Origin of the sequence: Streptomyces sp. L-9-10 (assembly GCF_004151105.1) — a bacterium.
GTDB lineage: Bacteria > Actinomycetota > Actinomycetes > Streptomycetales > Streptomycetaceae > Streptomyces.
On sequence record NZ_PHRF01000161.1, the window covers coordinates 207,317 to 234,194 of the forward strand.

Here is a 26,878-nt window from a genome sequence, read left to right on the forward strand (position 1 = left end):
GCGCCACCCGCCACGCCCCGGCGCCTCACCCGGACCCGCACGCGTACCTGTTTCCCGATCCGTGTCGGACACCGTCAGACACCGGCCTTGTCGAGTGCGCTCTGCAGGGACTGGATGTAGCCCTGACTGGTGTAACTCGCGCCCGAGACCGCGTCGATGTGCGCGCTGTGGGCGGTGAGCGCCTCTTGCGTCAGCCGGGGCACCGCGTAGGCGGTGATCTGCTGGTCGCGGCCGGATCCGGACGGTACCTGAACCACCTTGACGTCGGTGAGCTTGCCGCCCTGGACGGTCGCGGCGACCTGCACCGTCCCGTACCGGGTGTCGACGGGATCACCTGTGTAGGTGCCGCTGACCAGGTGCGAGCCGCTCGCGGCGGGCTCGGACCGCGTCGGCGAGGGGGCTGTCCCGCTCGGGGGTGTGCCGCCGCCGGGCGCGGAGATCGCGGCTGTGTGGTGCGGCTTGAGCGCGAGCAGCAGGACGACCAGGGAGCAGGTCGACGCGGCGGTGAGAACGGCTCGTCGCACGGTGGGTCTCCTCAGAACTCGAACGACTCGTGATGGATATGACGGCGCGGCACCCCGGCGCCGCGCAGCGCGCGGGTGGCGGCGGCGGTCATGCCGGGCGGGCCGCACAGATACACCTCGTGCGCGGCGAGGTCGGGCACCAGCCGGCTCAGCGCCCGGGCCGTCAGCGGCCAGGAGTACGCGGCCGGTTCGTCGACGATGTAGTGCACGGCGGCGCGGCGGGCAGCCGCTATCGCGTCGAGTTCGGCACGCAGGGCGAGGTCCTCGGGGCGGCGGGCCCGGTAGATCAGCGTCACCTCGCCGGGGAGCGTCTCGAACAGCGTCCTCAACGGCGTGATCCCGACACCGCCCGCCAGCAGCAGCACCTTCCGCGACGCGCTCCGGGCCGCGGTGAAGGAACCGTACGGCCCCTCGGCCCACACCCGGGTCCCCGGCCGCAGCCCCGCCAGCGCGGCGCTGTGACCGCCTGCCTCCTTCACCGTGATCCGCAGCCGGTGGTCGAGTGGCGGCGCGGAGAGCGAGTACGGGTTGGCGGTCCACCACAGGCCCGGCGCCAGGAAGCGCCAGCGGAAGAACTGCCCAGGCCGTGCGCCCAGTTCGTCCAGACGTTCGCCGCTGAGATGGACGGACACGATGCCGGGCGCCTCGTACCGGAGGCCGGCCACACGCAGCCGGTGGCGCAGCGCCCGCCGTACCGGGACCAGGAAGCGGTACCAGCCGGTGAGCGCGGCGACTCCCAGGTACACCGTGTACCAGGCCGCCTGGGCCGGCCTGTCGGCGACGAAATCGGCGCCGTTGCTCAACTGGTGGAAGAAGGCGAGGAAGACGGCCAGATACGTGGCGAAGTGCAGGTAGTGCCAGGTCTCGTAGCGCATCCTGCGCCGCGCGGCCCGCGCCGAGACGATTCCGGTGCCCACCAGCAGCAGGAAGGCGGCGGTGGCCTTGAGCATGTCCGGGTAGGCGCGCAGGAGTGTGGTCGTCTGGTCCACCGCGCCGGCGTGTGCGGTGAGGGAGTAGCCCCAGATGATCAGCAGGGTGTGGGCCAGCACCAGCGAGACGGTGTAGCGGCCGCCCATCGCGTGCCAGCGCGCGAGCCGATCGGTGCCTACGCTGTGGTCCAGGAGCGGTATGCGCGCCATCAGGACCACCAGCACGGCGCAGGCGTACCCCGCCAGGAGCCCGGTGATCCGGCCGGCGTCGGTCAGCCACCCGCCCGCGCCCACGACCGAGGCCGTGTCTCTCCACCACAGGGCGAGGACACCGGCGGCACCTGCCCAGATCGCTCCGAGCGTCATCGCGGGGACGGCGGAACGCGGCCGCCGCGGCCCCAGCGCGCGGTCCGGGATGCGGCGCGCGTGGGTCGCGCTGGTCATGGGGCCCTCTTTCCGCCGGTGGCCGCCGGCATCGTTTCCACCGGCCGCCGCCAGCCTGGCAACCCAACCTCTGAGATCTCTCTGAGCGCCCTCGTTCCGGGCGTATTCAGAGGGAACTCAGAGCAAGCCCTGAAGCACACACCCCGTGTCGCGGGAGATGCTGTGAGGACCATGGAGAACCACAGCCACCCACCCCGTCTGTACGGCAGCGACGGCGGCCCGGTGCGGGTCCTCGTCGTCGATGACGAGCCGGACCTCACGGAGGTCCTCTCCGGCGTGCTGTCGGGCGAGGGCTGGGAGGTGCGCACCGCGGCCGACGGCGCGTCGGCCGTCGCCACCGCCCGCGCGTTCCGTCCGCACGCCGTCGTCCTGGACTGGATGCTGCCCGACATGGACGGTCTGAGGGTGCTGCACGAGCTGCGCGGAGAGCTGGAGCACGTGTGTGTGCTGTTCCTGACCGCGCGCGACTCCGTCGAGGACCGGATCGCCGGAATCACCGCGGGCGGCGACGACTATGTGACCAAACCCTTCAGTCTGGAAGAGGTGCTGGCCCGGCTGCGCGGGCTGCTGCGACGGGCCGGCATGGCGCGCGAGACGGACAGCGACCGGCTGCTGGCCGTGGGAGACCTGGTGATGGACGAGGAGGCCAGGGAGGTCACGCGTGGTGGTGATCTCGTGGAGCTGTCCCGCACGGAGTTCGAGCTGCTCAGGTTCCTGATGCGCAACCCCCGCAGGGTGCTGTCGAAGGCGCAGATCCTCGACCGGGTCTGGTCCTACGACTTCGGTGGCCGCGCGCATGTCGTGGAGCTGTACATCAGCTACCTGCGCAAGAAGATCGACGCGGGGCGGCCCGCGATGATCCATACCGTGCGCGGCGTGGGCTACGTACTGAAGCCGGAGTCCTGATGGCGGCTCCGCCGCGACGGCTGCTGTCCCGCGCCTCGCCTCCATCGCGACGGCCGCTGTCCCGCGCCTCGCTGCCGCCTCGTACGCTGCGCGGTCAGCTGACCGCCGGGCTCGTCGCGCTCCTCGCCCTGGCCTGCCTCGCGGTGGGCGTCACCACGGCCTTCGCACTCGAAGGATTCCTCGTCCGCCGCCTCGACCAGCAGCTTTCCGCGTCCGGGGGGAGGTTCCCGGCGAGTCTGGAACACGAGGCCGCTCCGGACCGCGACAACCGCGCCGACACCAGGGGCCAGTCGAAGGGCACATTCGGAGCCCGGCTGCTGCGGGGCACCACCACACAGGCGGCTGTCGTCAGGAACGAGGGCGACTCGGCGGTACGGCTCACGGCGGACGACCGGCGCGCACTCGCCGCGCTGCCCGTCGACGGAGAGGGTCATACGCTCCGGCTGTCCGCGCTGGGGCACTACCGGCTCGCCGCCGTCAAGGGCGACGACGGGGATGTGCTGATCACGGGACTGCCACTGCGCCCCGTCGAGGAAACCGTGCACCGGCTGGAATGGGTGGAGGCGGCGGTCTTCGGCGCGGCCCTGATCGTCACGGGAATCCTGGCGGCGCTGTGGGTACGGCTGTCGCTGCGCCCGCTGCGCCGGGTGACCAGCACCGCGGCGAACGTGGCCGAGCGCCCCCTCGCCAGCGGAGAGGTCGCCATGCCGGACCCGGTACCGGTCACGGACCCGCGCACCGAGGTGGGCCAGGTCGGGACCGCGCTCAACCGCATGCTCGGGCATGTCGGCAACGCCCTGGAGCGACGGCAGGCCAGTGAGGAACGTCTGCGTCACTTCGCGGCGGACGCCAGCCATGAACTGCGCACGCCCGTGGCCAACATCAGGGGCCACGCGGAACTGGCGCTCCGGCACACGGGTCCCGTACCGGGCGAGGTACGGCGGGCGCTGGACCGTATCCAGTCCGAGTCGGAGCGCATGAGCCGCTTGGTGGACGACCTGCTGCTGTTGGCCCGTATCGACGCCGGACGCGCCCTCGGCCGCGGCCCCGTGGACCTCACGCGGCTCGTGCTCGACGCCACGGACGACGCGCGGGCCGCCGGCCCCGGCCACCGGTGGGTGCTCGATCTGCCGGAGGAGGCCGTGACCGTGACGGGCGACGAGCACCGACTGCACCAGGCCGTCGGCAACCTCCTCGCCAACGCCCGCGCCCACACACCGCCCGGTACGCGGGTCACCGTCCGGCTGGCGGCCGACGGGGACGGGATCCGGCTGAGCGTGGCGGACGACGGCCCCGGTATCCCGGAGGAACTCCAGCCGGAGATCTTCGGCCGTTTCGTACGCGCGGACGTCAGCCGCTCGCGGGCGGCGGGCAGCACGGGGCTGGGGCTCGCCATCGTGTACGCCGTGGTCACCGCGCACGGCGGCACGGTCGGCGTGGAGAGCGCCCCTGGACGCACCGTGTTCAGGATGGTTCTCCCCGCGTCGGCTCGCCCCGCGTCGCCGCCCGGGGATCACGGCGCGGACGACGACCGTGACCGTGGCCCCGGCGCCTGACGGAAGAGCCCGCGATGCCCGTACTCGCTCTTCGTCCAGGGACGGTCGGGGCCCTGGCAGAGCGCTCCGGGGACCTGGACGGCCCATGCGCGGGCCCCGTTCGGCCCTGGTACGCCCACCGGAGCCCGCGCCACGATGGGGAGGTGGCGCCACGATGGAGGCCCTGGCCGGATACCGGGGCGGGGCCCACGACGGCGCGGAGGTCGGGCATGGACGAGGCACGGGACGTGGACTTCTCGGAGCACGAAGCGGCGCGCGGACCGGCGCGCGAACCCGCGCGGAAGCCGATCCGGGTGTTCCTGCTCGACGATCACGAGGTCGTCCGGCGCGGGGTGCGGGATCTGCTCGACGCGGAGCCGGACATCGAGGTGGTCGGGGACGCGGGCTCGATGGACCACGCCCTGGCCCGGGGTCCGGCGCTCCGGCCCGATGTCGCCGTTCTCGACGTACGGCTGCCGGACGGCGACGGGATCACGGTCTGCCGGGAGCTGCGGTCGCGGATGCCCGGTCTGGCCTGTCTGATGCTCACGTCGTTCGATGACGACGACGCGCTGCTCGACGCGATCATGGCCGGGGCGGCGGGCTATGTGCTGAAGGAGATCAAGGGGTCGGATCTGGTGGACGCCGTGCGTACGGTCGCCTCGGGCCGCTCCATGCTCGACCCGGCCACGACGACCCGGCTGATGAGCAGTCTGCGCGGCGAGGACGCGGAGGAGGAGCGGCGGGAGCCCGACGCGCTGTCCGGGCTGTCACCCCGCGAGCGCGAGATCCTCGGGCTGATCGGCGAGGGGCTGACCAACCGGCAGATCGGCGAGCGGCTCTATCTCTCCGAGAAGACGGTCAAGAACCATATCTCGCGGCTGCTGGCCAAGCTCGGTGTGGAACGGCGTATCCAGGCCGCCGTCCTCGCCACCGAGGCCGCCCCGCACTCCGCGGGACCGCCGGACCCCGGCCATGGGAGCCACTGAGCTCCGCGGCCCCGCACCCGGGGCCGGGGTCGGCGGCACACGGGGTGGGTCAGCAGGGGTCGACGGGCACGGTCCATACGAGGCGGGTACCGCGCTGACCGGCTCCGCCGTGATCAGCCGCCTCGACCGGCATGACCGTCAGCCGGCCGCCCAGCGTCTCCGCTCTCCCGGCGAGGTTGTCCAGGCCGCTTCGGGGACAGTCCGGCGCCAGGCCGACACCGTTGTCCGAGACGGTCAGGGTCAGCCGGTGCTCGCGGACGACGAGGGACACCTCCGCGCCGGTGGCGCGCGCGTGACGGGCCACATTGCTGAGCGCCTCGCCCAGGACGGCGACGACATGGTCGGCGACCGCCGACGGGACATCCGTGTCGATGAGCCCCTCCATGCGCAGCGACGGTGTGAAGCCGAGGGGGCGTACGGCCTGTTCGACCGCCGCGGTGGCGCGGACGCGCAGCCCCTGCCGGGTACGTCCCGTGTCATGGGCGCGCAGACCGAAGATCGTCGAGCGGATGATCTTGATGGTCTCGTCGAGATCGTCCACGGCGCGCAGCAGCCGCTCGCGCGCCGCGGGATGGTCCACGAACCGCAGGGTGCTCTGGAGGGTCATGCCGGTGGCGAAGAGCCGCTGAATGGCCAGATCGTGGAGGTCACGGGCGATCCGGTCACGGTCCTCCAGCAGGGTGAGCTGTTCGGCGGAGCGCCGGCGCCCGGCGAGTTCCATGGCGAGCGCCGCCTGTCCCGCGAAGGCCAGCAGTGGCGCCGTCTCGGCCTCGGTGAACGGGACCTTCCCGCGGAGCCTGGCCAGCAGCAGGACGCCGCGCACGCCGTCCCGCGCGACCATGGGCACCGCGACGGCGGGCCCCAGACCGTCCCACCCCGGCGGGCCCGCGGTGCTCCTCGGGTCGGTCTCGATGTCCAGGCTGATCAGCGGCTTTCCCGCGTGCAGGGCGGCTCCGACGAACGAGCCCTCGCGAGGGAGCACCAGTCCGTCGTGTGCTTCGGCGTCGACTCCGGTGGCGAACGCGACGCGCAGGACATCCCCGCCCTCGTCGGGCAGCGCCAGCGCCCCCAGGTCGACGGAGAGGACACGGCGCGCGTGGTCGACGACCAGGGGGAGCACCTGGGTCTCGTCCGCGCCGGACAGCAGACTGGCGACGATCTCCGCGTTGGCCTCCAGCCAGCGCTGCCGGTCCCGGGCCTTCTCGTACAGCCGCGCGTTCTCGATGGCCACCCCGGCGGCCATGGCGAGCGTGGAGAGGACGGTCTCGTCCTCGTCGTCGAAGTCCTTGCCGCCCCTCTTCTCGGTGAGGTAGAGGTTGCCGAACACGGTGTCGCGCACGCGGATCGGCACGCCCAGGAACGAGTGCATGGGCGGATGGCTGGGCGGAAACCCGTACGACTCCGGATGGTCCGAGATCTCGGAGAGCCTCAGGGACTCGGGGTGGCGGATCAGTTCGCCCAGGATTCCATGGCCCTCGGGCAGCCGGCCGATGGTGTCCATCTCGTCCGCCGTGAGGCCGACGGGCAGGAAGCGGGAGAGCGTCATCCCCTCGCCGATGACGCCGAGCGCGCCGTACTCGGCGTCCACGAGCACCACCGCGGCCTCCACGATGTGCCGCAGCACCTGTGAGAGATCCAGCTCCCGCCCGACCGAGAGCACGGCCTCCAGCAGGCTCTGCATCGATTGCGGCGTCCCGTGCCGGACAGCGTCGAGCTGCGCCTGCAACTCCTCCGGGAGGACGTCCAGCCGTCTCGGGGCGCCCTCGGCCCACGTGTTCCCGTCGTCGCCCACGGTCCCTCCGTCGCGGCCGGGGCTTCGGACCGCCGCCCGGCCGCACTTCCACCGTAAGTGCTGCGGGGGAGGATGGCTCAGGCGGGAGACCGGGGGCTGTGGTGCACCTGGATCCGGCGCCCGGTGACCTGCGCCGGGCTGATGGCGATCCACAGACCGCGGTCGCCTCCGGCCCAGGCGGTGGTGTGCGCCAGTTCCTCCAGCCGCAGCACCCGGTCCGGGTCGGTGACCCGCTGTGCCTCGCCGACGACGAGCACGCTCCAGCCCTGGCTGAACGCGTCGTCGATGTGGTCCGCCTCGAAGGCGACCTCGTGCCCCGCGGCTGCCGCCGGCGCGGCGTCCGGAGAGGTTCTGTAGGCGACCAGATCACCGTCGACCGTGTAGTTCACGGGAAAGATCGCGGGTTCGCCGTCCCGCGTCACCGCGACTCTGCCCACCCCGTGGGTGGACAGCAGCGCCCGGGAGTCCGCGGCGTTCAGCGTGATCAGCTCGGGGTGGTACCCGGCCGCGCCGAGTCCGGGCGGGAGGTCCGTCGTGGCACCGGTCAGCTCCGTGACCGTGGTCTCCAGCGCGTCGGCGAGGCGCAGCAGGAATCCGGTTCCTGGCGACGCCGAGTGCTCCTCCAGATACTGGATGTAGCCGGGTGCCGAGCCGGCCCGTACGGCCACGTCCTCGCGTGTCAGTCCCAGTTCCTGGCGCCGTGCGACGACCCGGCGCCCCAGGTCCGCGCGGTGCGGGACCGGGTCTCCCGGCCGGTAACCGTCTTCCGGTCCTCCGCCCGTGGTCCCGTCTGTCGTCCTGTCCGTCATGGTGGCTCTCCCGCGAGTCGGGGATGCTCCTCGTACGCCCCGGCCTGTGGCACCGGGGACTGTCCGCGCCGGCGTCTCAACGGTCGCTCCGGTGGGACCACTTGGGCTCGACCAGGGACCATTCCTTCTCCCACCGCGCGTCGAGCCGCCGGTCGAGCGACCGGTGGAACCCCGCCCGCGCGCCGCTCACGAGCGCGCCGGCCGTGGCCGCGGCCACGATCCCGGCGGACACTCCGGCGGTGAGGCCCGCGGACGAGTTCTCCGGGGGCATGGTGATCCGGTCCGCCCGGTCCACCCAGACGCGGATGGACGACCCCTTCTTCTGGCCCTCGAAGGCGACGGTCCGGCCGGTGTGTTTCCCGCTCGCGTCGGTCCAGGTGACCGGCGCGCTGCCCACCGCGCCTCCCGGGAGGGCGACCGGTACGAGATGGCTCGTGTCCGCGGTCAGACGGGCCGTGACGCGGTGCTTTCCCAGGTTCTGGGAGTGCGTGACGCCTTGGTAGTGGTCGTAGGTCAGGCTGCCCGCCCCCCATCCCGCGAGCGGGAGGCCGATGATCAGTACGACCATCAGGAGTATGTCGACGAAGAACCGCAGCCGGTCGGCCGGCCGGCGCAGCGGATTGCCGTTCCCGGCGGCGCGCGGATGTCCCGGCCGATGCTTCCGGTGATTCCGGTGATTCCGGTGTTTCCCGTGATTCGGGTGGTTCCTGGGGTCCCGTGGGTCCGGCGTCCGCATGGTCCGCCCTCCTGAACTCGACTCGATGAGTTCCCGAGTTCCGCGCGGTGTCATCCGCGTGGTGTCATCCGCGCGGTGTCAATGGCCCGCGCGCTGCGCACTCGGGGACAGATGCTCCGTGAGCCATTCACGGGCCAGATCCGCCACGGCTTCGAGAGCGCCCGGCTCCTCGAACAGATGGGTCGCCCCGGCCACCACGTCGAGACGGTGCTCGCAGTGCAGACGTTCGGCCGCCCGGCGGTTCAGGTCGAGCACCTGCGTGTCCGCGCCGCCCACGATGAGCAGGGTCGGTGCCCGTACGTCCGCGAGCGCTTCGGCGGCCAGGTCGGGACGGCCGCCGCGGCAGACCACGGCCTTGATGTCCGCGTGCGGCTCGGCGGCGGACAGGAGCGCCGCCGCCGCTCCCGTACTGGCACCGAAGTAGCAGACCGGCAGGGCGTGCTCGGCTCCCAGCCACGCGGTGACCAGTGTGAGCCGCCGGGCCAGCAGCGGGATGTCGAAGACGTTGGCCCGGTCGCGTTCCTCCTCTGGGGTGAGCAGGTCGAACAGCAGGGTGCCGAGACCCGCTCGGTTCAGCCGCTCGGCCACCGACCGGTTGCGGGGGCTGTGCCGGCCGCTGCCGCTGCCGTGGGCGAAGACCACCACGCCCGGCGCGCCGTCCGGCAGTGTCAGGCTTCCGGGCAGCACGCGGCCGTCTATGGTCATCCCGACGTCCGTTTCGACGGCCTGGAGGCGGCGGGACGGCAGGTCCGCCGCGTGGCCACCACCGGCCTCCGTACCCTCCGCGATGCTCCCCGCACCCTCCGTGGTGCTCCTCGTGGCGCCCCCGGACGAGGCCAGGCGGTCGTTCAGCAGCTCAACGACCTCGGTGTCGCCGGTCTGGGCGAAGTCCGTGTACCACTGGCCGACCGAACCGAAGTAGTCCGGCGAGTACAGGCACACCATGTCGTCGGCCTCTCCGCTCAGCTCCGCCAGCGCTCCCGGTGGGGCCACGGGTACGGCCAGCACCACCCGGGCCGCCCCGCGTGCCCGCGCCACCTGGCAGGCGGCGGACGCGGTGGAGCCGGTGGCGATGCCGTCGTCGACGATCACCACCGTCCGCCCGGTGAGCGCGGCGGGCGGTCGCTCCGCGCGGTAGGCACGGAGGCGCCCCTCCAGCGCGGTCCGCTCGGTCAGCTCCACCGCGGCGCGCTCGCGCGGCCCGAGCCGGGCGGCCCGGACCACATCGTCGTTCAGGATGCGTACCTCGCCCTCGCCGATGGCGCCGAACCCGAGCTCGGGCCTGGACGGCACTCCGAGCTTCCGGACGGCGATGACATCCAGCGGTGCGTCGAGCACCCGGGCGACCTGGTACGCCACCGGTATCCCGCCACGCGGCAGGCCCAGCACCACAGGGTCGTCGAGGTGCAGCCGCGCCACTTCCTCGGCGAGCTGTATCCCGGCGGTCGTTCGGTCGGCGAAGCGCATGCCCGCCTCCTCTCCCGGAGCCCCTCTTCCACCGGACCACGTGGTCCGTACGCGCCGATAGGGGCCAAGAGACCCATGGCGGTACCGTCCGGCCCTATCCCCCGCCACGGGCGCCTCGGGACCGGCTCGGCGGCCTGACCCGCGGTCGCCGACCGCGGTTGCCGATGGGGAACCGCTCCCGGATGCTCGGACTCAGGGGCGCCCGCGCGGCGGGCCGGGCCTGGGGACCTGCCGGGAGCGAAGCGGTCATGGAGGCAGGGAGGCGGGACGCCATGAACGACACGGACGGGCTGGCGCGGTACCGCGCCAAGCGGCACTTCGACCGCACGGACGAGCCCCCCGACGAACCCACCGCCGAGGGCGACCGCCCCGGGGAGGAGCCGTCGTTCGTCGTCCAGATCCACGACGCGAGCACCACGCACTTCGACTTCCGGCTCGAAGTGGACGGCGTACTGAAATCGTGGTCGGTGCCGAAGGGGCCGTCCGACGATCCGCACGACAAACGGCTGGCGGTGCCCACGGAGGATCACCCACTGGAGTACCGGGAGTACGAGGGCGTCATCCCCGGCGGCCAGTACGGCGCCGGCACGGTCATCGTCTGGGACCAGGGCACCTACCGGCCGCTGAAGGACACGGACCCGGGCGCCTTCGCGCGGGCGCTGGAACGCGGCCACGCCTCCTTCCGGCTCAACGGGACGAAACTGCGGGGCGGTTACGCGCTCACCCGGTTCAGGAGCGGCGACGACGGAGCGCGCGAGGCCTGGCTGCTGGTCAAGGAGAACGACGCCGGCGGCGCCCGTCACGGGCGGGCCACGCCCGATCCCCGGCGGGCACGTTCCGCGCGTACCGGCCGTACCCTCCGCCAGGTGGCCCGGGAGGACGTGCCCGGAAGGGGCGTGCGGTGATGACCGGAATCCTGGAGACGCTGCCGGCCGCCGAACGCCGGAGGCTGGCCGACGCGCGGCCCGGCGTCGAGCTGGCGTCCCGGCCGATGCTGGCCACCCTGAGCGACCGCCGGGAGTTCGACGACGAGTGGATCTTCGAACGCAAGCTCGACGGGGTCCGTGTGCTCGCGGTGCGGGACGGGGGCGGCGTACGTCTGCTGTCGCGCAACGGCCTACGGCTGAACAGCACCTACCCGGAGATCGTGGACGCCCTCGCCGCGCAGGACCGCGCCGACTTCACCGTGGACGGCGAGATCGTCGCCTTCGCGGACGGCCGTACCGACTTCGCCCTGCTCCAGAAGCGGATGGGGATCTCCGATGTCCGTAGGGCCCGTGCCACCAGGGTCGCCGTCACCTACTGTCTCTTCGACCTGCTGCGGCTCGACGGCGCCGATGTCACCGCGCTGCCCCTGCGCTCACGCAAGTCCCTGCTCCGCCGAGCCCTCGTCCACCGGCCCCCGCTGCGGTTCATCACACACCGCAACCACGGCGGACAGGAGCTGCTGGACGAGGCGTGCGCCCGGGGCTGGGAGGGGCTGATCGCCAAACGGGCCACCGGCCGCTACCAGCCCCGCCGGTCCCCCGACTGGCTGAAGCTCAAGTGCCTGCGCGCGCAGGAGTTCGTCATCGGCGGCTTCACGGAACCGTCCGGTTCGCGCACCGGCTTCGGAGCGCTGCTCCTCGGGTACTACGAGGGCGGCCGGCTGCGCTACGCGGGCAAGGCGGGTACGGGGTACGACCGCGCGACCCTGCGGGAGCTGCGCCAACGGCTCGACGAACTGGCCGTGGACCACACGCCGTTCGCCGACCCGGTCCGTGAACGCGCCCCGCACTGGGCGCACCCCCGGCTCGTCGCCGACATCGAGTTCACGGAATGGACGCGGGACGCGATGCTGCGCCACCCCCGGTTCCGTGGGCTGCGTGACGACAAGGATCCGGCCGAGGTGGTACGGGAGCGAGCCGCGTGACCGGCGACGCCCCCTCACGCCCGCCGCGCCCCTCCAGTCACGTCCGTCCCACCGGTCACACCAATCCCACCAGTCACCTCACCGCCGACAGCGGCTCCGCGATGTCCTCCAGCGCCCGGCGCTCGGCCCGTACCGCGAGGAACGCCGCCACCAGCCCCGCCGCGCACATGAGCCCGGCGCCGATCCGGAAGGCCAGCGCCGTGTCCCCGACCACCCCGGACGCCGTGAGGTCCGCGAAGACCAGCGGGCCGCTGATACCGCCCGCCGCCGTACCGAGCGCGTAGAAGAACGCGATCGCCATGGCGCGGGTCTCCATCGGGAAGACCTCGGAGACCGTGAGGTACGCGCTGCTGGCGCCCGCCGACGCGAAGAAGAGCACCACGCACCAGCACGCGGTGAGCGTCGTGGCCGTCAGTGAGCCGCGGTCGAAGAGCCACGCGGTGCCGAAGAGCAGGACGCCGGACAGCAGATAGGTGCCGGAGATCATGATCCGGCGGCCGACCGTGTCGAAGAGCCTGCCGAGCAGCAGGGGGCCGACGAAGTTGCCGGCGGCGATGACCGCGAAGTAGTAGCCGGTGTGTCCCGTCGCGACGCCGAAGAACGTGGTCAGGATCGTGCCGAAGCCGAAGGTGATCGCGTTGTAGAGGAACGCCTGCCCGATGAAGAGCGACAGGCTCAGCACAGCCCGCTTGGGGTACCGGCGGAAGACCGTCCTGGCGATGAGGCCGAAGCCGACGCTCTCGCGCTCCTGGATCGTGATCCGGCGGACCGGCGGAGGGAGTTCCCGTTGTTTCTCCTCCTCGATGCGCCGTTCGACGGAATCGACCAGCTTCTCCGCCTCTTCGCCGTACCCGTGGATGAGCTGCCAGCGGGGGCTCTCCGGTACGTGCCGTCGTACGAGGAGGATGACCAGGCCCAGGACGACACCGAGTCCGAAGGCGAGCCGCCATCCCACGTTCTCGGGGAGGAGTTCGGTGTTGAGCATCACGATGGACAGCAGCGAGCCGCCCACGGCCCCCAGCCAGTAGGTGCCGTTGATGATCAGGTCGACACGTCCCCGGTAGACGGACGGGATCAGCTCGTCGATGGCCGAGTTGATGGCCGCGTACTCACCGCCGATGCCGAATCCGGTGAGGAAGCGGAAGACGAAGAACCACCAGGCGTCGAAGGACAGCGCGGTCATCGCGGTGGCACTGAGGTAGACCGCGAGGGTCACCATGAACAGCTTCTTGCGGCCGTAGCGGTCGGTGAGCCGGCCGAAGAACAGCGCGCCCACGCACGCGCCGGCCACATAGAGAGCGGCGGCGACGCCCGTGACCTGTGCCGAGGTGATCGCCAGACCGCTGCCCGGCTCGGACAGACGTCCGGCGATATTGCCGACGATCGTGACTTCGAGGCCGTCCAGGATCCAGACCGTGCCGAGACCGATCACGATCATCCAGTGCCAGCGCGACCAGGGCAGCCGGTCGAGCCGTGCCGGCACGGCCGTGGTGATGGTGCCGGGCTCCGGTGCGGCAGGCGGCGTCATCGCTTCCCTCCCGCCGTCGCGTTCGTCCGTGCGCCGCGTCGCGTGGGGCGCACGGCACCACTATCCGACGGCTCTGCCCGCCGCGCCGGTTCACCTGCGGGCGGACAGCCAGCGCAGGGACGCCAGTCCGAGCCCCGTCATCATGCCTTCCAGCCTCGGGTCGCCGGTGGAGTCCATGGAGCAGGCCGCGGCCAGGAGGAAGCCCGCCTGCGCCGAAATGAGTACGTCGACCGCCTCGGGGTCGACACCGGCCAGCAACGGATGGCGCGCGGCGTACGGTTCCGGATCGATCCCGGAGAGCGCCACGCTGCCGAGCAGCATCACCACATCGGCGTGTGCGGGCCCGATCCAGGCGTGCGGCCAGTCCACGACGACGACACGGTCGTCGGTGAGCAGGACGTTGAACGGGTAGAGGTCCCCGTGCGTGAGGGTGTCTCCGGCGGTCGCCTCGCCGAGCCGTGCCTCCAGCGACAGGTGCGTCTCCAGTTCGCGGGCGGCCCGGGGTGCGATCTCCGTCAGCTTCGCCAGCGCGCGGGGATGGTTCGTCAGCCGCTCCCAGCCGCCCAGTCGTGGCGCCGGAAGGGGCACCGCGAGAGAGGGCGCCGGGGTGAGCCGTCCGGCCAGGTCGGTGAGGGCGTCGAGGACCCGTTCCAGTTCGGTCGGGCGCCATGGCTGCGCGGGCAGTGTTCCGTCGATGTCCTCGAAGACGAGCGCCACCCACCCGCCGTCGTCGTAGGTGCCCAGCAGCCGCGGCACGGGCACCCCGGACGGCAGCCCGGCCGCCACCGCGCCCTCCCGGCGGTGGAACGCGCCCACGGCGGTCGCGGCGACCGTGTCGACGGCCTTGGCGAACGCCCTGCGCCCGTCGGACAGTTCCAGCCGGACCGCGAGGCCGTCGGAGAATCCGCCCTGCTGGCTGGTGGCCGCGGTGACCGTCCCCTGGAGTACGTCCTCGATCCCCGCCTTCACCGTTCGCGGCAGGCGCTCCCAGGAAATGCGCCGGCTGCCGGTGTGCGAGGGAAGAGACACAGGGGTGCCCCAGGAAGTGTGGTGGGTTGGCATGTGTGGAGCTTAGCGGGGCGGCCGATGCTGTCGGAAGGGCCGGGGCGCGGGCGGGCAGGGAGGCCGGAGGTCAGACGGGCCACCGGCTGCTCGCCCGGTGGCGCGACAGAATCGTGGCGATGGCGACCTGGGCCGGTTCCAGCGCGGCTCTGCCGTCCTCGATGTCCCACAACGCGTTCTGCAGGACGCGGCCGAGTGTCCAGCCGGTCGCGCGTTGCCGGTCGAGGCCGAGTGCCTCGGTCAGGATGTCGAAGCGGCGCAGCACCACGCCCGTGACGTCGCCGGTCGCCACCACCTCGTCCCATCGGTTGTCCAGCCCCGGCAGCAGGTCGAACCCGGGGTCGCCGGCCAGCGGTTCGGGGTCGATGGCCAGCCATGGTTCCCGCTCACCGGCGAGGATGTTGTCGTAGTGCAGGTCCCAGTGCAGCAGACGGTCGCCGGGCTCGCGGACCAGCTCGGCCACCGCGGACGCGCAGGTCCGTACGAGCCGTTGCTCGGCCGGGTCGCGCAGTGCCGGTGCGGCGCGCGGTGCCTCGTCGACCATGGCGGCGGCGATGTCCGCGAGTCGCCGTACGCCCTCCGGCGCGGGCACCGCGACCAGCCGCGCCAGCAGACCGGCGAGCACGCGCATGGCGGCGGTGTCATCGGCCACGGACGACAGTGGCCGCGCGGCGTCCAGCCGTTCGAGCAGCATGACGCCGGTGTCCTGGTCGTGGTCGAACAGGCGGACCACGCCGTCGCCGTTCCACACCCGGAGACCGGTCGCGGCGTGGGCGTTGTCCTCGCTGACCGGCTGGAGTTTCAGCGCGGCGGGCGTGCCGTCCGCGCGGGTCACCGGCAGTACGAGACCGGCCATGCCGTGTCCGGCGGGACCGTCCGGCCGGAGCGTCCAGCGGTCCAGGGAGTCCGCGACCAGTCCGGGCAGCGCGGCGATCCAGGCACGGCCGTTCACGTCGCCCGGTTTGCCGTAGGACGCGGCCAGCGCGTCGGGGATGTCGATGCCTCTCATCGAAGTCGAGGTTATGTCACGGCCGTTCGCCGGTGAGGCCCGGCCCGGCTCGCGATGCCGTGGTCGTCGCCGTCACGACACGGGTCTGCGGCCGACCACGCTGATCAGGGTGAAGGAAGCGAAGAACGGCCCCTCGGAGAGGGCGGCGAACCAGCGGCGGCCACGCGTTTCGTCGATGACACCGTCCTTGATCGCCCGCTGTACGTTGCGGCCGAGCCCCAGCGTGTGATCGGCGTCCTGGAAGTCACGGAAGACCGAGGTCGTGGCGAGAACGGTCTCGACGGTGAAACCCGCCCGCGCGGCCAGGCGGGCGAGGCCGCGGCCGACCGTGGCGTGCCGGACCAACCGCGAGGTGGTGTACCGCGTGAAGGCGCGGCTCGTCTCGAGGTCCTCCGCGTCGACGGCCAGGGTGTCCCAGTCGGGTTCTGTGAGACCGATCAGCCCTCCCGGCCGGGTGACCAGGTGGAGTTGGGCCAGGACATCGGCGGGTTCTGCGACATGCATCAGGACCCGGTCGGTCTTCACCCGGTCGACTGTGCCCGGTTCGACGGGAAGGGCGTGGGCGTCCCCCTCGCGGATCTCGACCGCGGGGAGAGCGTCCGTACGCAGCCGGGCCTCGGCGAGCATGGCCGGGTCACGGTCCACGCCGAACACCGTGCCGTCCGGGCCGACGCGTTCAGCCAGCGCCGACAGGTCGGTGCCCGGACCGCAGCCCACGTCCAGCGCGGTGTGGCCCGGCCGTACGTCCAGCAGATCGATCAGTTCCCGCTTGTAGGCGCGGCCCGCGTCCGCGGCGGCGGCGCGCAGCATGTAGGCGGCCTGGTCGGGGCGGGACACACCGAGAGTCATGGACATGGGAAGAGTCAAACATCCGGTCCGGGCCGTGTCAGCCGGTCGGGTCAGCCGCTCTCCTCCTCTCCCTCCAGCGGCCTCAGTCTCGCCATCTCCGCCGGCGCGAGCCGCTCCACCACCTCCGCCAGCGCCTCGCACGCCTGCTCGATCTTCAGCCGGATGTTCTTCTGCTCGGTGACGACCGCCGCCACCAGCAACGAGGTCAGCGCCACCGACCCGTTGAGCGCCTGAAGGCTGATCAGTCGCTCCGTCAGGCTGTGATGGGCGAAGGCACCCTCGCGTTCGGTCGCCTCCAGGACCGCCACGACGGACACGAACAGCGCGTACGGCGCGCTCCCGGCGAGCTGGAAGCGCAGCGCCGCCCAGATGAGCACCGGAAAGAACAGGAAGATCAGGGTGAGGGACATCGTGATGGCCAGCGGGGTGATGATGACGGCGGCCACCACCACGGCCGTCCCCTCCACCCAGCGGTCGAGCGGCAGCGGCAGCCGGATACGGCAGATGAGGAGCAGGAACGGCGTGACCAGCAGCACCCCCATGGCGTCACCCGCCCACCACGCCAGCCAGGTCGGCCAGAAACCCACCGGGAGTTTGCCGTGGAGCAGCAGCATGGCCGTCCCCACCGTGGCGCTGATCAGCATTCCGGCGAGGGCGCCCAGGAACACCAGCGCCACCCCGTCCCTCAGCCGGTCCAGCTCGACACGGAAGCCCACGCACCGCAGCAGCAGATAGGAGCAGAGAGGGGCGAGGGTGCAGCCCGCCAGGACGCCGGGCGTGACGGCGCTCAACGGGTCGAGCGTCAGCAGGTGGAAGAGGACGCCCAGCGTGATCCCCGGCCAGATCCCGGCGCCCATCAGGAACAGACAGGTCAGGGCGATGCCGGTGGGCGGCCAGAGGGGTGACACATCGGCGCCCTCGACGCGCACGACGCCCTCCATCGTCCCGATGCGCGTGCCCGCGTAGTAGGCGACGGCGACGCCAAGGATCCGGAGAGAAGCTACGAACAGACCCCGGACCTTCTCGCTGCGCGCCACACAGCCATCAGACAATGCCCGCCGCCCGCTCGGGCCATGACACGCACCGTCGGAGCGCAGACATCACCCTCTCCCGGCCGGACCGCCTGTGCTGTCGGACAAGCACAGCTGGTCCGACAGCACAGGCGGTCCGACAGCACAGCTGGTCGGATCGCGGGGGACGTCGGACCGCCGAGGAGGTCGGGCTCGTCGGGTCAGCTCGGCTCGAAGAGCCGCTCGTCCTCGTAGACGAGACTGTCCGAGTCGGTGCAGGTCGCCACCGTGGCGGTGGACACGACACGCAGCCCCATCTGCTCGGCGCGCTCATCCAGTCCGTCGCCGCCGCAGTCCGCGAGCACCAGCGTGAACGCCTGCCTCTCGTTCATGATGTACGGCTCTCCGTAGCCCAGTTCGGCGGCGGCCTCGGGGTCGCACCGCGCGATCTGCCACGCGCGGTGCATCAGCAGTCCGGGATCCTCGATCACGAGGTGACGGGTCTCGGTGACGGTGACGGCCAGCCGCGCCACGCCGGAAGCGGCGGTACGGGCAGGACGGGCAGGAGGACAGGTGGTGCCGCCGCGGACGGCGACAGGGGCGGGGCCGGGACCGGGGGTGACGGCATGGGCGGGGCCGGGGAGGCTCGCACCCGCATCGGAGAGAGGGCGTGACAGAGCGGACATGGGTGGCTCCTGTCGAGGGGATCAGCGGTCGCCCGTGGTGACGGTGGCCCAGGACCGGGCCCGGTACGGGCAGGGCAGCGCGGTGGTCCGCCCGTGGTCGGCCGCCAGCGCGGCGATGACTTCGAGGCCCCTGCCGTGGTCGCCGGCCAGTTCGTGCGGACGGCTGCTCGTGGCCGGTCCCCCGTCGTCCACGGCGATATGGACGCTGCCGTCCGGACGCCGTTCCAGATGGGCGCGGATGGGGCCGCGGGCGTGCAGTACGGAGTTGGTGACCAGCTCCGACATGACCAGCAGGACGTCATCGGCGATCTCGTCGGCGATCTCGTCACCGGCCGGACAGGACCAGTCGGCCAGCGTGGCGCGGGTCCACTGCCGGGCGCGCCGGCACGAGTGGTCGGCTCGGTCGAGGCTCAAGGAGGTCCGGAGGGCCTCGTTCCGCGAGGTCCGACGGGCGTCGCTCGGCACGATCCGACAGGTGTCGCCCCGGGAGGACCGGTCGTCCCACGAGGCCTGGCGCCCGACCCAGGCGGTCGGGCGGGCGGTGACACCGTCGAGAAGCCGGAGGCTGGTCATGCGGGCCTCCGCGAACGCGGGGGAAGGTTCCTGACGCGAAACCCGCCGGGGGCTCCGATCGGTCCCTTCCCGGAGGATGCGGCTCGGGCAGATGCGGACATACTCATCACTGTCGGAGCACTGTGCCCCATATGCAACGTGCGGAGTGCGCACGGTGCGCAAGGTGCGCACGGTGTCGCATAACCGTGAGATCAGCACAACCGCGACATCAGCCACAGCCACAGCCACAGCCACGAGATCAGCACAGCCACGGAGATCCGGGGGCGTTCCGGAGAGGGGCAGATCATGAGACCGAGGTCCGGGCCCACGGTGCACCACGCGGTCCTGGCCGCCCGGCTCGTGTCGCTGCGCGTGGGCGCCGGTCTGTCGCTGACCCAGGCGGCGACGGCGCTGGGCGCGCACCGGACGACGGTCATGAGAATCGAACGGGCCGAGACGGCGCTCGACGCGGGCCAGGTACGGACGCTGCTGGAGCGCTACGGGGCCGGCCAGGAGGAGATCAGGCAGTTCCTCGGCGAACTGGCCACCGCCAATCTGCCGGGCTGGTGGCATCCGTGGCGGGACGTGATGGACCCATGGGCCCTGGACCTGATGAACGTGGAATCCGCGGCGCGCATGGTCCGTGTCTGGCACCCGGCGCTCGTGCCGCCACTGCTGCGCACCCCGGCGTACGCCCGCGCGGTGGAGGAGGCGCTCGGCACCGACCGTTCACCGGCCGACCGCGCCAGGCGCGTCGAGCTGCTGACCGAGCGCCGGGCACGGCTGACGGAGCGGGGGGCGCGGATCTGGGCCCTGATGACCGAGGCGGCGGTGCGCACGCGCGTGGGCGACGGGAGCATCATGGAGGAACAACTCGCCGCGCTGCGCGATGCCGCCGCCCGTCCGGACGTCACCCTTCAGGTCGCACGGCTCACCGATCCACCGCATCCGCTGACCGGAGTGGCCGGTCTGACCCTGTACCGGGTGGATGTGCCCGAGATCCCGGACCATGTGGTCCGCGAGAGCCCCGTGGGTCCTGCCGACGTCTGGAGCGACACCGGGACCGTGACCGCGTACCGGACGCTCATCGACCAGGCGTGTGCCGCCGCGCCGCATCCGTCCACCCCGCTCCCCTACCGCGTGCCCCTCGCCTGACGGCCTTTACGTGCTGCCGTCGCCCGACGACCCTTACCCGACAGCTGACCAGTGACCGGACCAGTGACCGAAGGGATCTACCGTGCCGGATGAGACTCCCCGTCGTATCGACACGACCGTGCCGCACTCCGCGCGCATCTGGAACTACTGGCTGGGCGGCAAGGACCATTTCTCGGCCGACCAGATCGCCGGGGACGCCTACCGCGAGGCCTTTCCCCTGATCGAGACGTTCGCGCGGGAGTCGCGTGGCTTCCTGCGGCGCTCCGTCACCTATCTCGCGGCGGAGGCGGGGATGAGGCAGTTCCTCGATCTCGGCGCCGGACTGCCGACCGTCAACAACACGCACGAGGTCGCGCAGCGCATCGCGCCCACCGCGCGCGTCGTGTACGTGGACCACGACCCGCTGGTCCTGCTGCATGTGCACGCGCTGCTCACCTCCACCGCCGAGGGCGCCACCGCCTATATCGAGGCGGACATGCGGGACACGGACGCGGTGCTGGACGGCGCGGCGGAGACCCTCGACCTGGCGCGGCCGGTCGCGCTGGTCATCTCGGACGTGCTCGGCCACATCGTCGACCTCGACGAGGCCCTGGCCCTGGTCAAGCGGCTCGTGGACCGGTTGCCGTCCGGCAGTTGTCTGGCCCTGAGCCACGCGGCGGCGGCGGACGAGGGGCACGCGGCGGCGCAGGAGGCGTACAACGCGTCCGGGGCCGTCCCGTACATCCTCCGCACGCCCGAGCAGATCGCGCGGTTCTTCGACGGGCTGGAGCTGGTCGAACCGGGTGTCGTGTCCTGGCCGCACTGGCACCCCGACGCCACCACCACCTCGGTCGCCGAGCGGGGCGGCTGGGGAGGCGTCGCCCGTATCCCCTGACCACCGCCCCGACCATCTGACCACGCCCCTCCGCGTCGGCCGTGTCCGCGCGTGCGGGCGGGCCGTATCTCGCCGAAGCTGTACGGATGGACAGTGACGGGCTGGTGGCGCGCCGGCTGATCGAGGCGGCGGCACGCTCCGGCGCCTCGCTGATCGCGGAGACCGCCTCCGCGGTGTCCGGATGGGCGGTCCTGGTGGACCCGACCACGGGCGCCGTCTACAGCTCACCGGACCGCGCCGCCGCGGCGGCTGTCAGCGCCGCGGCAGAGGCCGGAAGCGCGGTGGGGGCAGGCGGCCCGGCGGGGGCCGGCGGCGGGCGGGCACGGTCCGGTGACACCGACGGCGGCGCGGGTACGACGGTCCGGCAGGTGGTGGGAGCCGCGCTCGTGGTCCACGCCGGCCCGGACGTCTCCGCCCGCCGGGTCGAACTGGTGACCAGGACCACGGCCGGACTGCTCGAAGTACGTGCCCGCCGCGCGGAAGAACTGACGAGCGCGGAGATGCGGCTGCACGCCGTGGTCACGCGCCTGCTGCTGCGCGGCGACACCGGGCTCGCGGCGGAGGTCATCGGGGGGCTGACCTCACACGCCACCGTCTACCGGCTCTCCGGCGGCGCGGATCCGCAGGCCGCGTACCAGGCGGTGTGGCGCGCGCTGCTGCCCACCGGGGCCCGGCCCGGCGCGCCCACACTCATCACACTCCTGGACGGTGACCTCGTCGTCGTGGCCCTCCATGACGCGGCACGGGACGACGGACGGGTCCTGCGGCTGATCGCCCGCTCGGCGGAGCGGTACGGGCTGCTCGGCGGCGTCGCGGACCCCGCGCCGCTCGCCATGCTCGCGGCGGCCTTCACCGAGGCCGGGCAGGCACGCGCCGGGGCGGCGGCAGGCCACCGGCTGGTCCCCGCCGCCGGGCTCGGAGACCGCGCCCTGCTGCGGATCATCCCGCCCGACCGGCTCTCCGCCTGGGCGTCCTCCCTGCTGGGCCCGCTCACACAACCCCAGCGCCAGGCTCTGGAGGGGTGGCTGCGCACCGGATCGATCGGGGCCATGGCACAGATGCTGGGGATCTCCCGGGGCACCGCGCGTTCCCGGCTGCGGACGGCCGCCGAGCGGCTGGGAGGTCTGGAGACGCCCCTCGCCCTGGCGCAGCTCGCCCTCGCGCTGCGTGCCCCGGCGGGCGGCCCCGCGGAGACGGCCAGGTCCGCCGGCACGGGCCCGCCCGCCGCGCTCCCCACGGAACTCGTGGACGCCACGCTGGCACGCCGGTGGGCCACCGCGCTGACCGAACCGCTGGACACGGCGCAACGGATCGCTCTGCGGGTCTGGCTCGGCCATCTCGGCAGCGTCGCCCCGGCCGCCGAGGAACTCGGCCTGCACCGTACGACGCTCCGGCGGTGGCTGGAGGAGATCGGCCGGCTCCTGGACGTGGACCTGTCGTCCGCCGCCATCCGCGCCGACCTCTATCTGGCGCTGGAGACCCTCGCCGGCCCTGACGACTCCCCCGGCGCGCTGCCACGCCGGGGAGGCCGTACGTACCAGCGGTCCGCGACGCTCTGAGGACGGCGGAACTCCCTTACGCGGCACCGCCGTTGCTCTCCAGCTGGGAGCCGGTCAGGTCCCGGACCGAACGCGCCCGTCAGGTGCGGGGCGCCTGCCACCTGCCGGGACGTTTCGTATCGATCCCCGCCGGAATATCCTCCGGTGCACGGGAGTTGGCAGCGAGGAACTCACCGATTCCCCCGGTCGGCGAGCGGCTCAGGGCCCTTCGGCGCCCGCGGCCCGGGGGTCCGAGACCGGAGCAGACATGACCACCGACACGACCCGTGGTGCGGACACGATCCGTGACGCGGACCGCTCGTTCCTCTTCGTCCTCGGCAGCTCCCGTTCCGACGGCAACACCGAGATCCTCGCGCGCGCCGCCGCCCAGCAGTTGCCACCCGGTGTGCCGCAGCGCTGGGTGGACCTGGCCCGACTGCCGCTGCCCGACTTCCAGGACGGACGGCACGAGACCGACACCTGGTCGGCCGGGGAGTACGAGGAGACGCTGCGGCAGGCCACGCTGGAGGCGACCGACATCGTCATCGCCTCGCCCCTGTACTGGTACACCCTCTCCGCGCAGACCAAGCGCTACCTCGACTACTGGTCGGGCTGGCTGACGGTGTCCGGCTCGGACTTCGCGGAGCGGATGGCGGGCCGCACCCTGTGGGGCGTGTCGGTCATGTCGGCCGACGACGAGGCCGTCGGCGCCGGGCTGGTGACCACCCTCAACAACTCGGCGGCGTATATGCGGATGCGGTTCGGCGGGGTGCTGTTCGGCAACGGCTCCCGGCCCGGTCAGGTACGGAACGACGAGCGGGCCGCGCTCCGGGCCAAGACGTTCTTCCAGCAGGAGGCCCCGCTCGCCCTGTTCCCGTGAGAGGCGGGCCGCGGCGCCGGCGCGTTCACGCCCGGTGGACCGCTTCCTCAAGGGCCTCTCTGAACGCGTCCGCGGTCGTGGTGACGATACGCGGACTGTCGATCAGCGCCTCGTTGATCACCCGGGCGAGGCGGCGGGGCACCGACGGGCCGCGGTCCCGGATCGGGACGGCGGGATCCGTTCGTCGCGGACCTCCTCCGCGACGAACGCGCCGAGCGCCTCGGCCCCCGTCTGCCCGTACCGGCACGGCGGGTGGCCGACGAACATCCCCAGCACGGTCAGGGCCCACGACCAGGTGTCGGTCGCCCGGGTGAGCTGTGTCCTCGGCCGCCCGGAGTCCTCCGTCCATACGGCGGCCTCCGCCTGCTCGGGGGAGTGGACGGCGATGTCGAGGATGCGGCGCAGGGCCTCGCGGTGACCGCCGGCGTAGAGGTGTTCGTCGTGCACGGCCTCGGCCAGGCTGCCCCCGTCCAGCCATTCGGCGAACACCGTGGGCACACCACCGAGCGTGCGCACGTACACGCAGTTCACCGTGTGCGGATGCTCGCCGAGACCGACCCAGGTCGCCGCCTCGGCCTCGAAGTCCCGCAGTCCCTTCTCCGTGGCCGCGAGGGCGGGCCGGGGTACCTTCACCGCCAGCTCCACGTTCCAGTCGCGGTGCGGGATCCGGTAGACCAGCCCCATCCCGCCGCTGCGGATCACGTCCCTGACCTCGTAGAGGTCCAGGATCACCGCACCGGGACGCCACTCGTCGGGTACGTGCCTCGCCACTCGCCCACTTCTCCGTCCGGAGTCCACCTCAGGCAACACGTCACAGTGTGCCCAACCACGTACGGGGGAACCAGTGTTCACGGACCGGCGCCGGGGATCACCGGGGCAGCGGGATCACCAGGGCAGCGGGCCTTCGGCGTCGAAGTAGCCCCCGGTGGGGCCATCGGGGCGCACGAGCGCCATGCGGACGATGATCTCGGCGCCCTCCTCGACGGTCTGCGTGCCGCTGTGGCCGTTCAGGTCCGTCGCGGTGTAGCCGGGCTCCACCGCGTTGATCCGCAGGTCCGGGAGCGCCTTCGCGTACTGCACGGTGATCATGTTGAGCGCGGCCTTCGACGCCGGGTAGGCGACCCCCGGGTACGCGTACGTCGGCGTGCCCACCGTGGAGACCAGGGTCTTCGAGGCCAGGCCGCTGCTGACGTTGACCACGACGGGGGCGGCGGACCGGCGCAGCAGTGGCAGGAACGCGTGGGTGACACGCACCACGCCGAAGACGTTCGTGTCGAACGTGGTCCGCAGGGCGTCGGCGGTCACCTCCGCGGCGCCGGCCTCGTTCCTCTCGATGCCGGCGTTGTTGACCAGCACGTCCAGTCCGCCGTCGGCCTCGATGGCGCGCGCCGCGGCGGCGACCGACGCGTCGTCGGTGACATCGAGGACGACCGTCCGCGCCCCCAGCAGCTCGGCGGCGCGGCGCCCGCGCTCGGGGTCCCGGCTGCCCACGTAGACGATGTGGCCCGCTTCCACGAGCCGTCGGGCGGTCTCGAAACCGAGACCCTTGTTCGCTCCGGTGATCAGTGTTGTTGTCATGCCTCCAGGTTCCGGCCGGACGGTGTGGTCAGCCAGTGCTCGCGTCTTCCTGGGACTGCCGGTACCAGGCTGCACCGCGGCCCGCGGCCGGCGGGCGGTGCACACTGGTGGGCATGGCGACAGCGGAATTCGGCAAGGCGGTGCGCCGTTGGCGCGACCGGGTCGCGCCGGAGGCCGTCGGGCTGCCCGCCGGCGGGCACCGGCGCGCGGCCGGACTGCGCCGCGAGGAGCTGGCCCTGCTGGCCGGGATCTCCGTCGACTACATCACCCGCCTCGAACAGGGCCGCGCCGCCCACCCGTCGGCGCAGGTCGTCGAAGCGCTGGCCAGGGCTCTGCGACTGTCGGGAACCGAGCGCGCGCATCTGTTCCGGCTGGCCGGGCTGGCCCCGCCGGGCCCGGAAACCGTGCCCGCGTACATCACACCGAGCGTCCAGCGGCTGCTGGACAGACTGACCGGAACACCCGTCGCGGTCTTCGACGCGACCTGGACGCTGCTCATGGCCAACCCGCCGTACGCGGCGCTGATGGGCGATCCGTCCGGATGGCGTGGCAACGAGCGCAACGGGGTCTGGCGCAACCTGCTCGGCGCGGGCACCCGGGTCCGGCACACACCGGAGGCCCGGCGCGCGTTCGAGGCCGCCCTGGTCGCCGACCTGCGCGCGGCGGCCGACCGCTACCCCGCCGACCAGCGGCTACGGCGCCTCGTCGAAGAACTGCGCACACACAGCGAGCGGTTCACCCAGCTGTGGGAGTCCGGCGCCGTCGGCCATCACGAGGCCGCGCGCAAGACCGTCGATCATCCGCGCGTGGGCCCACTGACACTGGACTGCGACGTACTCACCGTGGCGACCGGCGACCTGCGCATCATGGTCTACACAGCCGAACCCGGCACCGCCGACGCCGAACGCCTCGCGCTGCTCACCGTGATCGGCACCCAGACTCTCGCCGGATAGCCACCGCGCTCGCCACCGCGCCCGGCAGCCATCCGATGTGCGTATCCGGTGGGTTCGGGTTTCGCTGGAGGTGCTGTCCGGCCGCGTACATCCATCAGCCACCCCCGTGTCCGGGGCCGGACAGCCCGGCCCGACGCGGTGTCCGGGATGCGACAGCGCGACATACCGGTAAGACTGACGGCGCGGGAGACGACGGTCCAATGAGGCAGCCGACTGCCCTCACTGGACCGTCCCCCGTCCAGTCGCCGTCGTCCCCGACGAGGGATGACATGAACATGAGCGCGCTTGACACACCCGAAGTCGCCGCGCTTCGCTTGCGGCTTCGGAAGTGCGAACGTGCGAACACGTGAACGCGTGAACGCGACAATGGATTCGAACCGCGGAAGAACCCGGACGGCGGCATTTCCGTGAACGCGAACGATCCGGCGTTCAAGCGGGCCGAGAATGCGTGCACGCCGATCGGCGACGAACTCGACGGAATCATTGCCCATCTCATAGAGAAGAGCACATCGAAGTGAGAGACGCGGCAGCGCGAACCGGAAACCGTGAAGGACGCGCGCATGCGCAGCGGAACGTCCCCATGGCCATGGCGTCGGCCGTGGGGTGCGGGCACTCACGCCCGGCATCGGCCCCGTGAGCGCCGTCTGGCTCCGGCTCACTATCCGCACCCGATTGACGCTCACCTACGCGGGGCTTTTCGCGGCGGCCGGTGTGGCGATGATCGGCTTGCTCTACGCCTTTATGAAATACGTCCCGGTCTACAGCGAAAGTCTGACGACCCACGGCAGCGCCCTGAATAGCGGCACGACCGCAGCCGGTCTTCCCGGGCCCGGCTACATCCCCCACAGCGCGGACACCCTGACCGCGGCGACGGACTGCGAGGTCTCGTTCACCGATAAAGTGCGCACGTTCGCTGCGCGTTTGAGCGCACCCAGCGACGGTGATTCCAGCATCGCCGTCTGCGGGTCCGCGAGCGGCGGGAAAAGCTCGTTCGAGGTCTCCACCAAGGCGGACTTCCTTGAGGCGCTGTTGCTTTTCAGTGCGGTGGCGCTCCTGCTGTTGTTGGTGATCGCGGTGGTCCTGGGCTGGTTCGTGGCGGGGCGGATGCTGGCGCCGCTCCAGCGGATCACCGCGACCGCCCGGAGCATCGCCGGTTCCACG

Annotated in this window: 25 protein-coding genes and 1 pseudogene; 11 read left to right on the forward strand and 15 right to left on the reverse strand. The window is 72.2% G+C overall.

Annotation, left to right across the window (positions count from 1 at the left end):
* Positions 1-74: 74 nt before the first annotated feature.
* Together CU044_RS33305 and CU044_RS33310 are read right to left on the reverse strand one after the other, a co-directional pair.
* Positions 75-524: an FMN-binding protein gene (locus CU044_RS33305; protein WP_129772463.1), complete on the reverse strand. Its 450-nt coding sequence runs from the start codon at positions 522-524 to the stop codon at positions 75-77.
* An 11-nt stretch (positions 525-535) separates the two neighbouring features.
* A complete protein-coding gene (locus CU044_RS33310; RefSeq protein WP_129772464.1) occupies positions 536-1,897 on the reverse strand; it encodes a ferredoxin reductase family protein in 1,362 nt (453 codons plus the stop codon).
* A gap of 171 nt (positions 1,898-2,068) precedes the next feature.
* Here CU044_RS33310 and CU044_RS33315 point away from each other — a divergent pair, with 171 nt between their 5' ends.
* From CU044_RS33315 to CU044_RS33325, 3 genes are all read left to right on the forward strand, one after another.
* Positions 2,069-2,803 (forward strand): response regulator transcription factor, encoded by a 735-nt coding sequence (locus CU044_RS33315; RefSeq protein ID WP_129772465.1) that lies wholly within the window; start codon positions 2,069-2,071, stop codon positions 2,801-2,803.
* Entirely contained in the window at positions 2,803-4,359 is a 1,557-nt protein-coding gene (locus tag CU044_RS33320) for a HAMP domain-containing sensor histidine kinase (RefSeq protein WP_129772466.1), read from the forward strand. Before CU044_RS33315 ends, CU044_RS33320 begins: the two co-directional genes overlap by 1 nt.
* Positions 4,360-4,568: 209 nt before the next feature.
* The gene (locus CU044_RS33325) at positions 4,569-5,327 is read left to right on the forward strand and encodes a response regulator transcription factor (protein ID WP_129772467.1); all 759 of its coding nucleotides are present in this window, start codon (positions 4,569-4,571) and stop codon (positions 5,325-5,327) included.
* A gap of 49 nt (positions 5,328-5,376) precedes the next feature.
* Here the strand turns inward: CU044_RS33325 and CU044_RS33330 are convergent, their stop codons facing one another.
* The 4 genes from CU044_RS33330 to CU044_RS33345 all read right to left on the reverse strand — a co-directional run bounded on the left by CU044_RS33330 (position 5,377) and on the right by CU044_RS33345 (position 10,131).
* A complete protein-coding gene (locus CU044_RS33330) occupies positions 5,377-7,119 on the reverse strand; it encodes a GAF domain-containing protein (protein WP_240045987.1) in 1,743 nt (580 codons plus the stop codon).
* A gap of 77 nt (positions 7,120-7,196) precedes the next feature.
* Positions 7,197-7,928: a pyridoxamine 5'-phosphate oxidase family protein gene (locus CU044_RS33335; RefSeq protein ID WP_129772468.1), complete on the reverse strand. Its 732-nt coding sequence runs from the start codon at positions 7,926-7,928 to the stop codon at positions 7,197-7,199.
* 76 nt (positions 7,929-8,004) lie between these two features.
* Positions 8,005-8,664: a hypothetical protein gene (locus CU044_RS33340; protein WP_129772469.1), complete on the reverse strand. Its 660-nt coding sequence runs from the start codon at positions 8,662-8,664 to the stop codon at positions 8,005-8,007.
* A gap of 78 nt (positions 8,665-8,742) precedes the next feature.
* Entirely contained in the window at positions 8,743-10,131 is a 1,389-nt protein-coding gene (locus tag CU044_RS33345; protein ID WP_129772470.1) for an alpha/beta family hydrolase, read from the reverse strand.
* A gap of 272 nt (positions 10,132-10,403) precedes the next feature.
* Between CU044_RS33345 and CU044_RS33350 the strand changes: the two genes are divergently transcribed.
* Positions 10,404-11,036, forward strand: coding sequence for a DNA polymerase ligase N-terminal domain-containing protein (locus tag CU044_RS33350; RefSeq protein WP_129772471.1), 633 nt, complete (start codon positions 10,404-10,406; stop codon positions 11,034-11,036).
* The gene (gene ligD / locus CU044_RS33355) at positions 11,036-12,043 is read left to right on the forward strand and encodes a non-homologous end-joining DNA ligase (protein ID WP_129772472.1); all 1,008 of its coding nucleotides are present in this window, start codon (positions 11,036-11,038) and stop codon (positions 12,041-12,043) included. The genes CU044_RS33350 and ligD overlap by 1 nt, the downstream gene beginning before the upstream one ends.
* Positions 12,044-12,116: 73 nt before the next feature.
* On the opposite strand, the gene CU044_RS33360 is transcribed toward ligD, so the two are convergent.
* From CU044_RS33360 to CU044_RS33390, 7 genes are all read right to left on the reverse strand, one after another.
* Positions 12,117-13,571 (reverse strand): MFS transporter, encoded by a 1,455-nt coding sequence (locus tag CU044_RS33360; RefSeq protein WP_129772473.1) that lies wholly within the window; start codon positions 13,569-13,571, stop codon positions 12,117-12,119.
* Positions 13,572-13,661: 90 nt separating this feature from the next.
* A complete protein-coding gene (locus CU044_RS33365) occupies positions 13,662-14,633 on the reverse strand; it encodes an aminoglycoside phosphotransferase family protein (protein WP_129772474.1) in 972 nt (323 codons plus the stop codon).
* Positions 14,634-14,703: 70 nt separating this feature from the next.
* Positions 14,704-15,642, reverse strand: coding sequence for an aminoglycoside phosphotransferase family protein (locus CU044_RS33370; RefSeq protein ID WP_129772475.1), 939 nt, complete (start codon positions 15,640-15,642; stop codon positions 14,704-14,706).
* A 72-nt stretch (positions 15,643-15,714) separates the two neighbouring features.
* Positions 15,715-16,497, reverse strand: coding sequence for a methyltransferase domain-containing protein (locus CU044_RS33375; protein WP_129772476.1), 783 nt, complete (start codon positions 16,495-16,497; stop codon positions 15,715-15,717).
* Between the two features lie 44 nt (positions 16,498-16,541).
* Positions 16,542-17,528, reverse strand: coding sequence for an MASE1 domain-containing protein (locus CU044_RS33380; RefSeq protein ID WP_129772477.1), 987 nt, complete (start codon positions 17,526-17,528; stop codon positions 16,542-16,544).
* A 194-nt stretch (positions 17,529-17,722) separates the two neighbouring features.
* Entirely contained in the window at positions 17,723-18,187 is a 465-nt protein-coding gene (locus tag CU044_RS33385; protein ID WP_129772478.1) for a hypothetical protein, read from the reverse strand.
* Positions 18,188-18,208: 21 nt separating this feature from the next.
* Positions 18,209-18,760 carry an ATP-binding protein gene (locus tag CU044_RS33390; RefSeq protein WP_129772479.1) on the reverse strand — a complete coding sequence of 184 codons (552 nt, stop codon included), beginning with the start codon at positions 18,758-18,760 and terminating at the stop codon, positions 18,209-18,211.
* 285 nt (positions 18,761-19,045) lie between these two features.
* Between CU044_RS33390 and CU044_RS33395 the strand changes: the two genes are divergently transcribed.
* The 4 genes from CU044_RS33395 to CU044_RS33410 all read left to right on the forward strand — a co-directional run bounded on the left by CU044_RS33395 (position 19,046) and on the right by CU044_RS33410 (position 23,186).
* Positions 19,046-19,894, forward strand: coding sequence for a helix-turn-helix transcriptional regulator (locus tag CU044_RS33395; RefSeq protein ID WP_129772480.1), 849 nt, complete (start codon positions 19,046-19,048; stop codon positions 19,892-19,894).
* A gap of 82 nt (positions 19,895-19,976) precedes the next feature.
* Positions 19,977-20,768, forward strand: a complete 792-nt coding sequence (locus tag CU044_RS33400; protein ID WP_129772481.1) for an SAM-dependent methyltransferase — start codon at positions 19,977-19,979, stop codon at positions 20,766-20,768.
* An 86-nt stretch (positions 20,769-20,854) separates the two neighbouring features.
* Positions 20,855-22,327, forward strand: a complete 1,473-nt coding sequence (locus CU044_RS33405) for a helix-turn-helix domain-containing protein (RefSeq protein ID WP_129772482.1) — start codon at positions 20,855-20,857, stop codon at positions 22,325-22,327.
* 247 nt (positions 22,328-22,574) lie between these two features.
* The gene (locus tag CU044_RS33410) at positions 22,575-23,186 is read left to right on the forward strand and encodes an NAD(P)H-dependent oxidoreductase (protein ID WP_129772483.1); all 612 of its coding nucleotides are present in this window, start codon (positions 22,575-22,577) and stop codon (positions 23,184-23,186) included.
* A gap of 117 nt (positions 23,187-23,303) precedes the next feature.
* On the opposite strand, the gene CU044_RS33415 is transcribed toward CU044_RS33410, so the two are convergent.
* Together CU044_RS33415 and CU044_RS33420 are read right to left on the reverse strand one after the other, a co-directional pair.
* Positions 23,304-23,957, reverse strand: coding sequence for a hypothetical protein (locus CU044_RS33415; protein ID WP_129772484.1), 654 nt, complete (start codon positions 23,955-23,957; stop codon positions 23,304-23,306).
* Positions 23,958-24,071: 114 nt separating this feature from the next.
* Positions 24,072-24,764: an SDR family NAD(P)-dependent oxidoreductase gene (locus tag CU044_RS33420; RefSeq protein WP_129772485.1), complete on the reverse strand. Its 693-nt coding sequence runs from the start codon at positions 24,762-24,764 to the stop codon at positions 24,072-24,074.
* Positions 24,765-24,877: 113 nt separating this feature from the next.
* Between CU044_RS33420 and CU044_RS33425 the strand changes: the two genes are divergently transcribed.
* Complete coding sequence (locus CU044_RS33425; protein WP_129772486.1) at positions 24,878-25,717, forward strand: helix-turn-helix transcriptional regulator; 840 nt, start codon at positions 24,878-24,880, stop codon at positions 25,715-25,717.
* 633 nt (positions 25,718-26,350) lie between these two features.
* Positions 26,351-26,878: pseudogene (locus CU044_RS33430) on the forward strand (HAMP domain-containing protein); the annotation flags it as partial.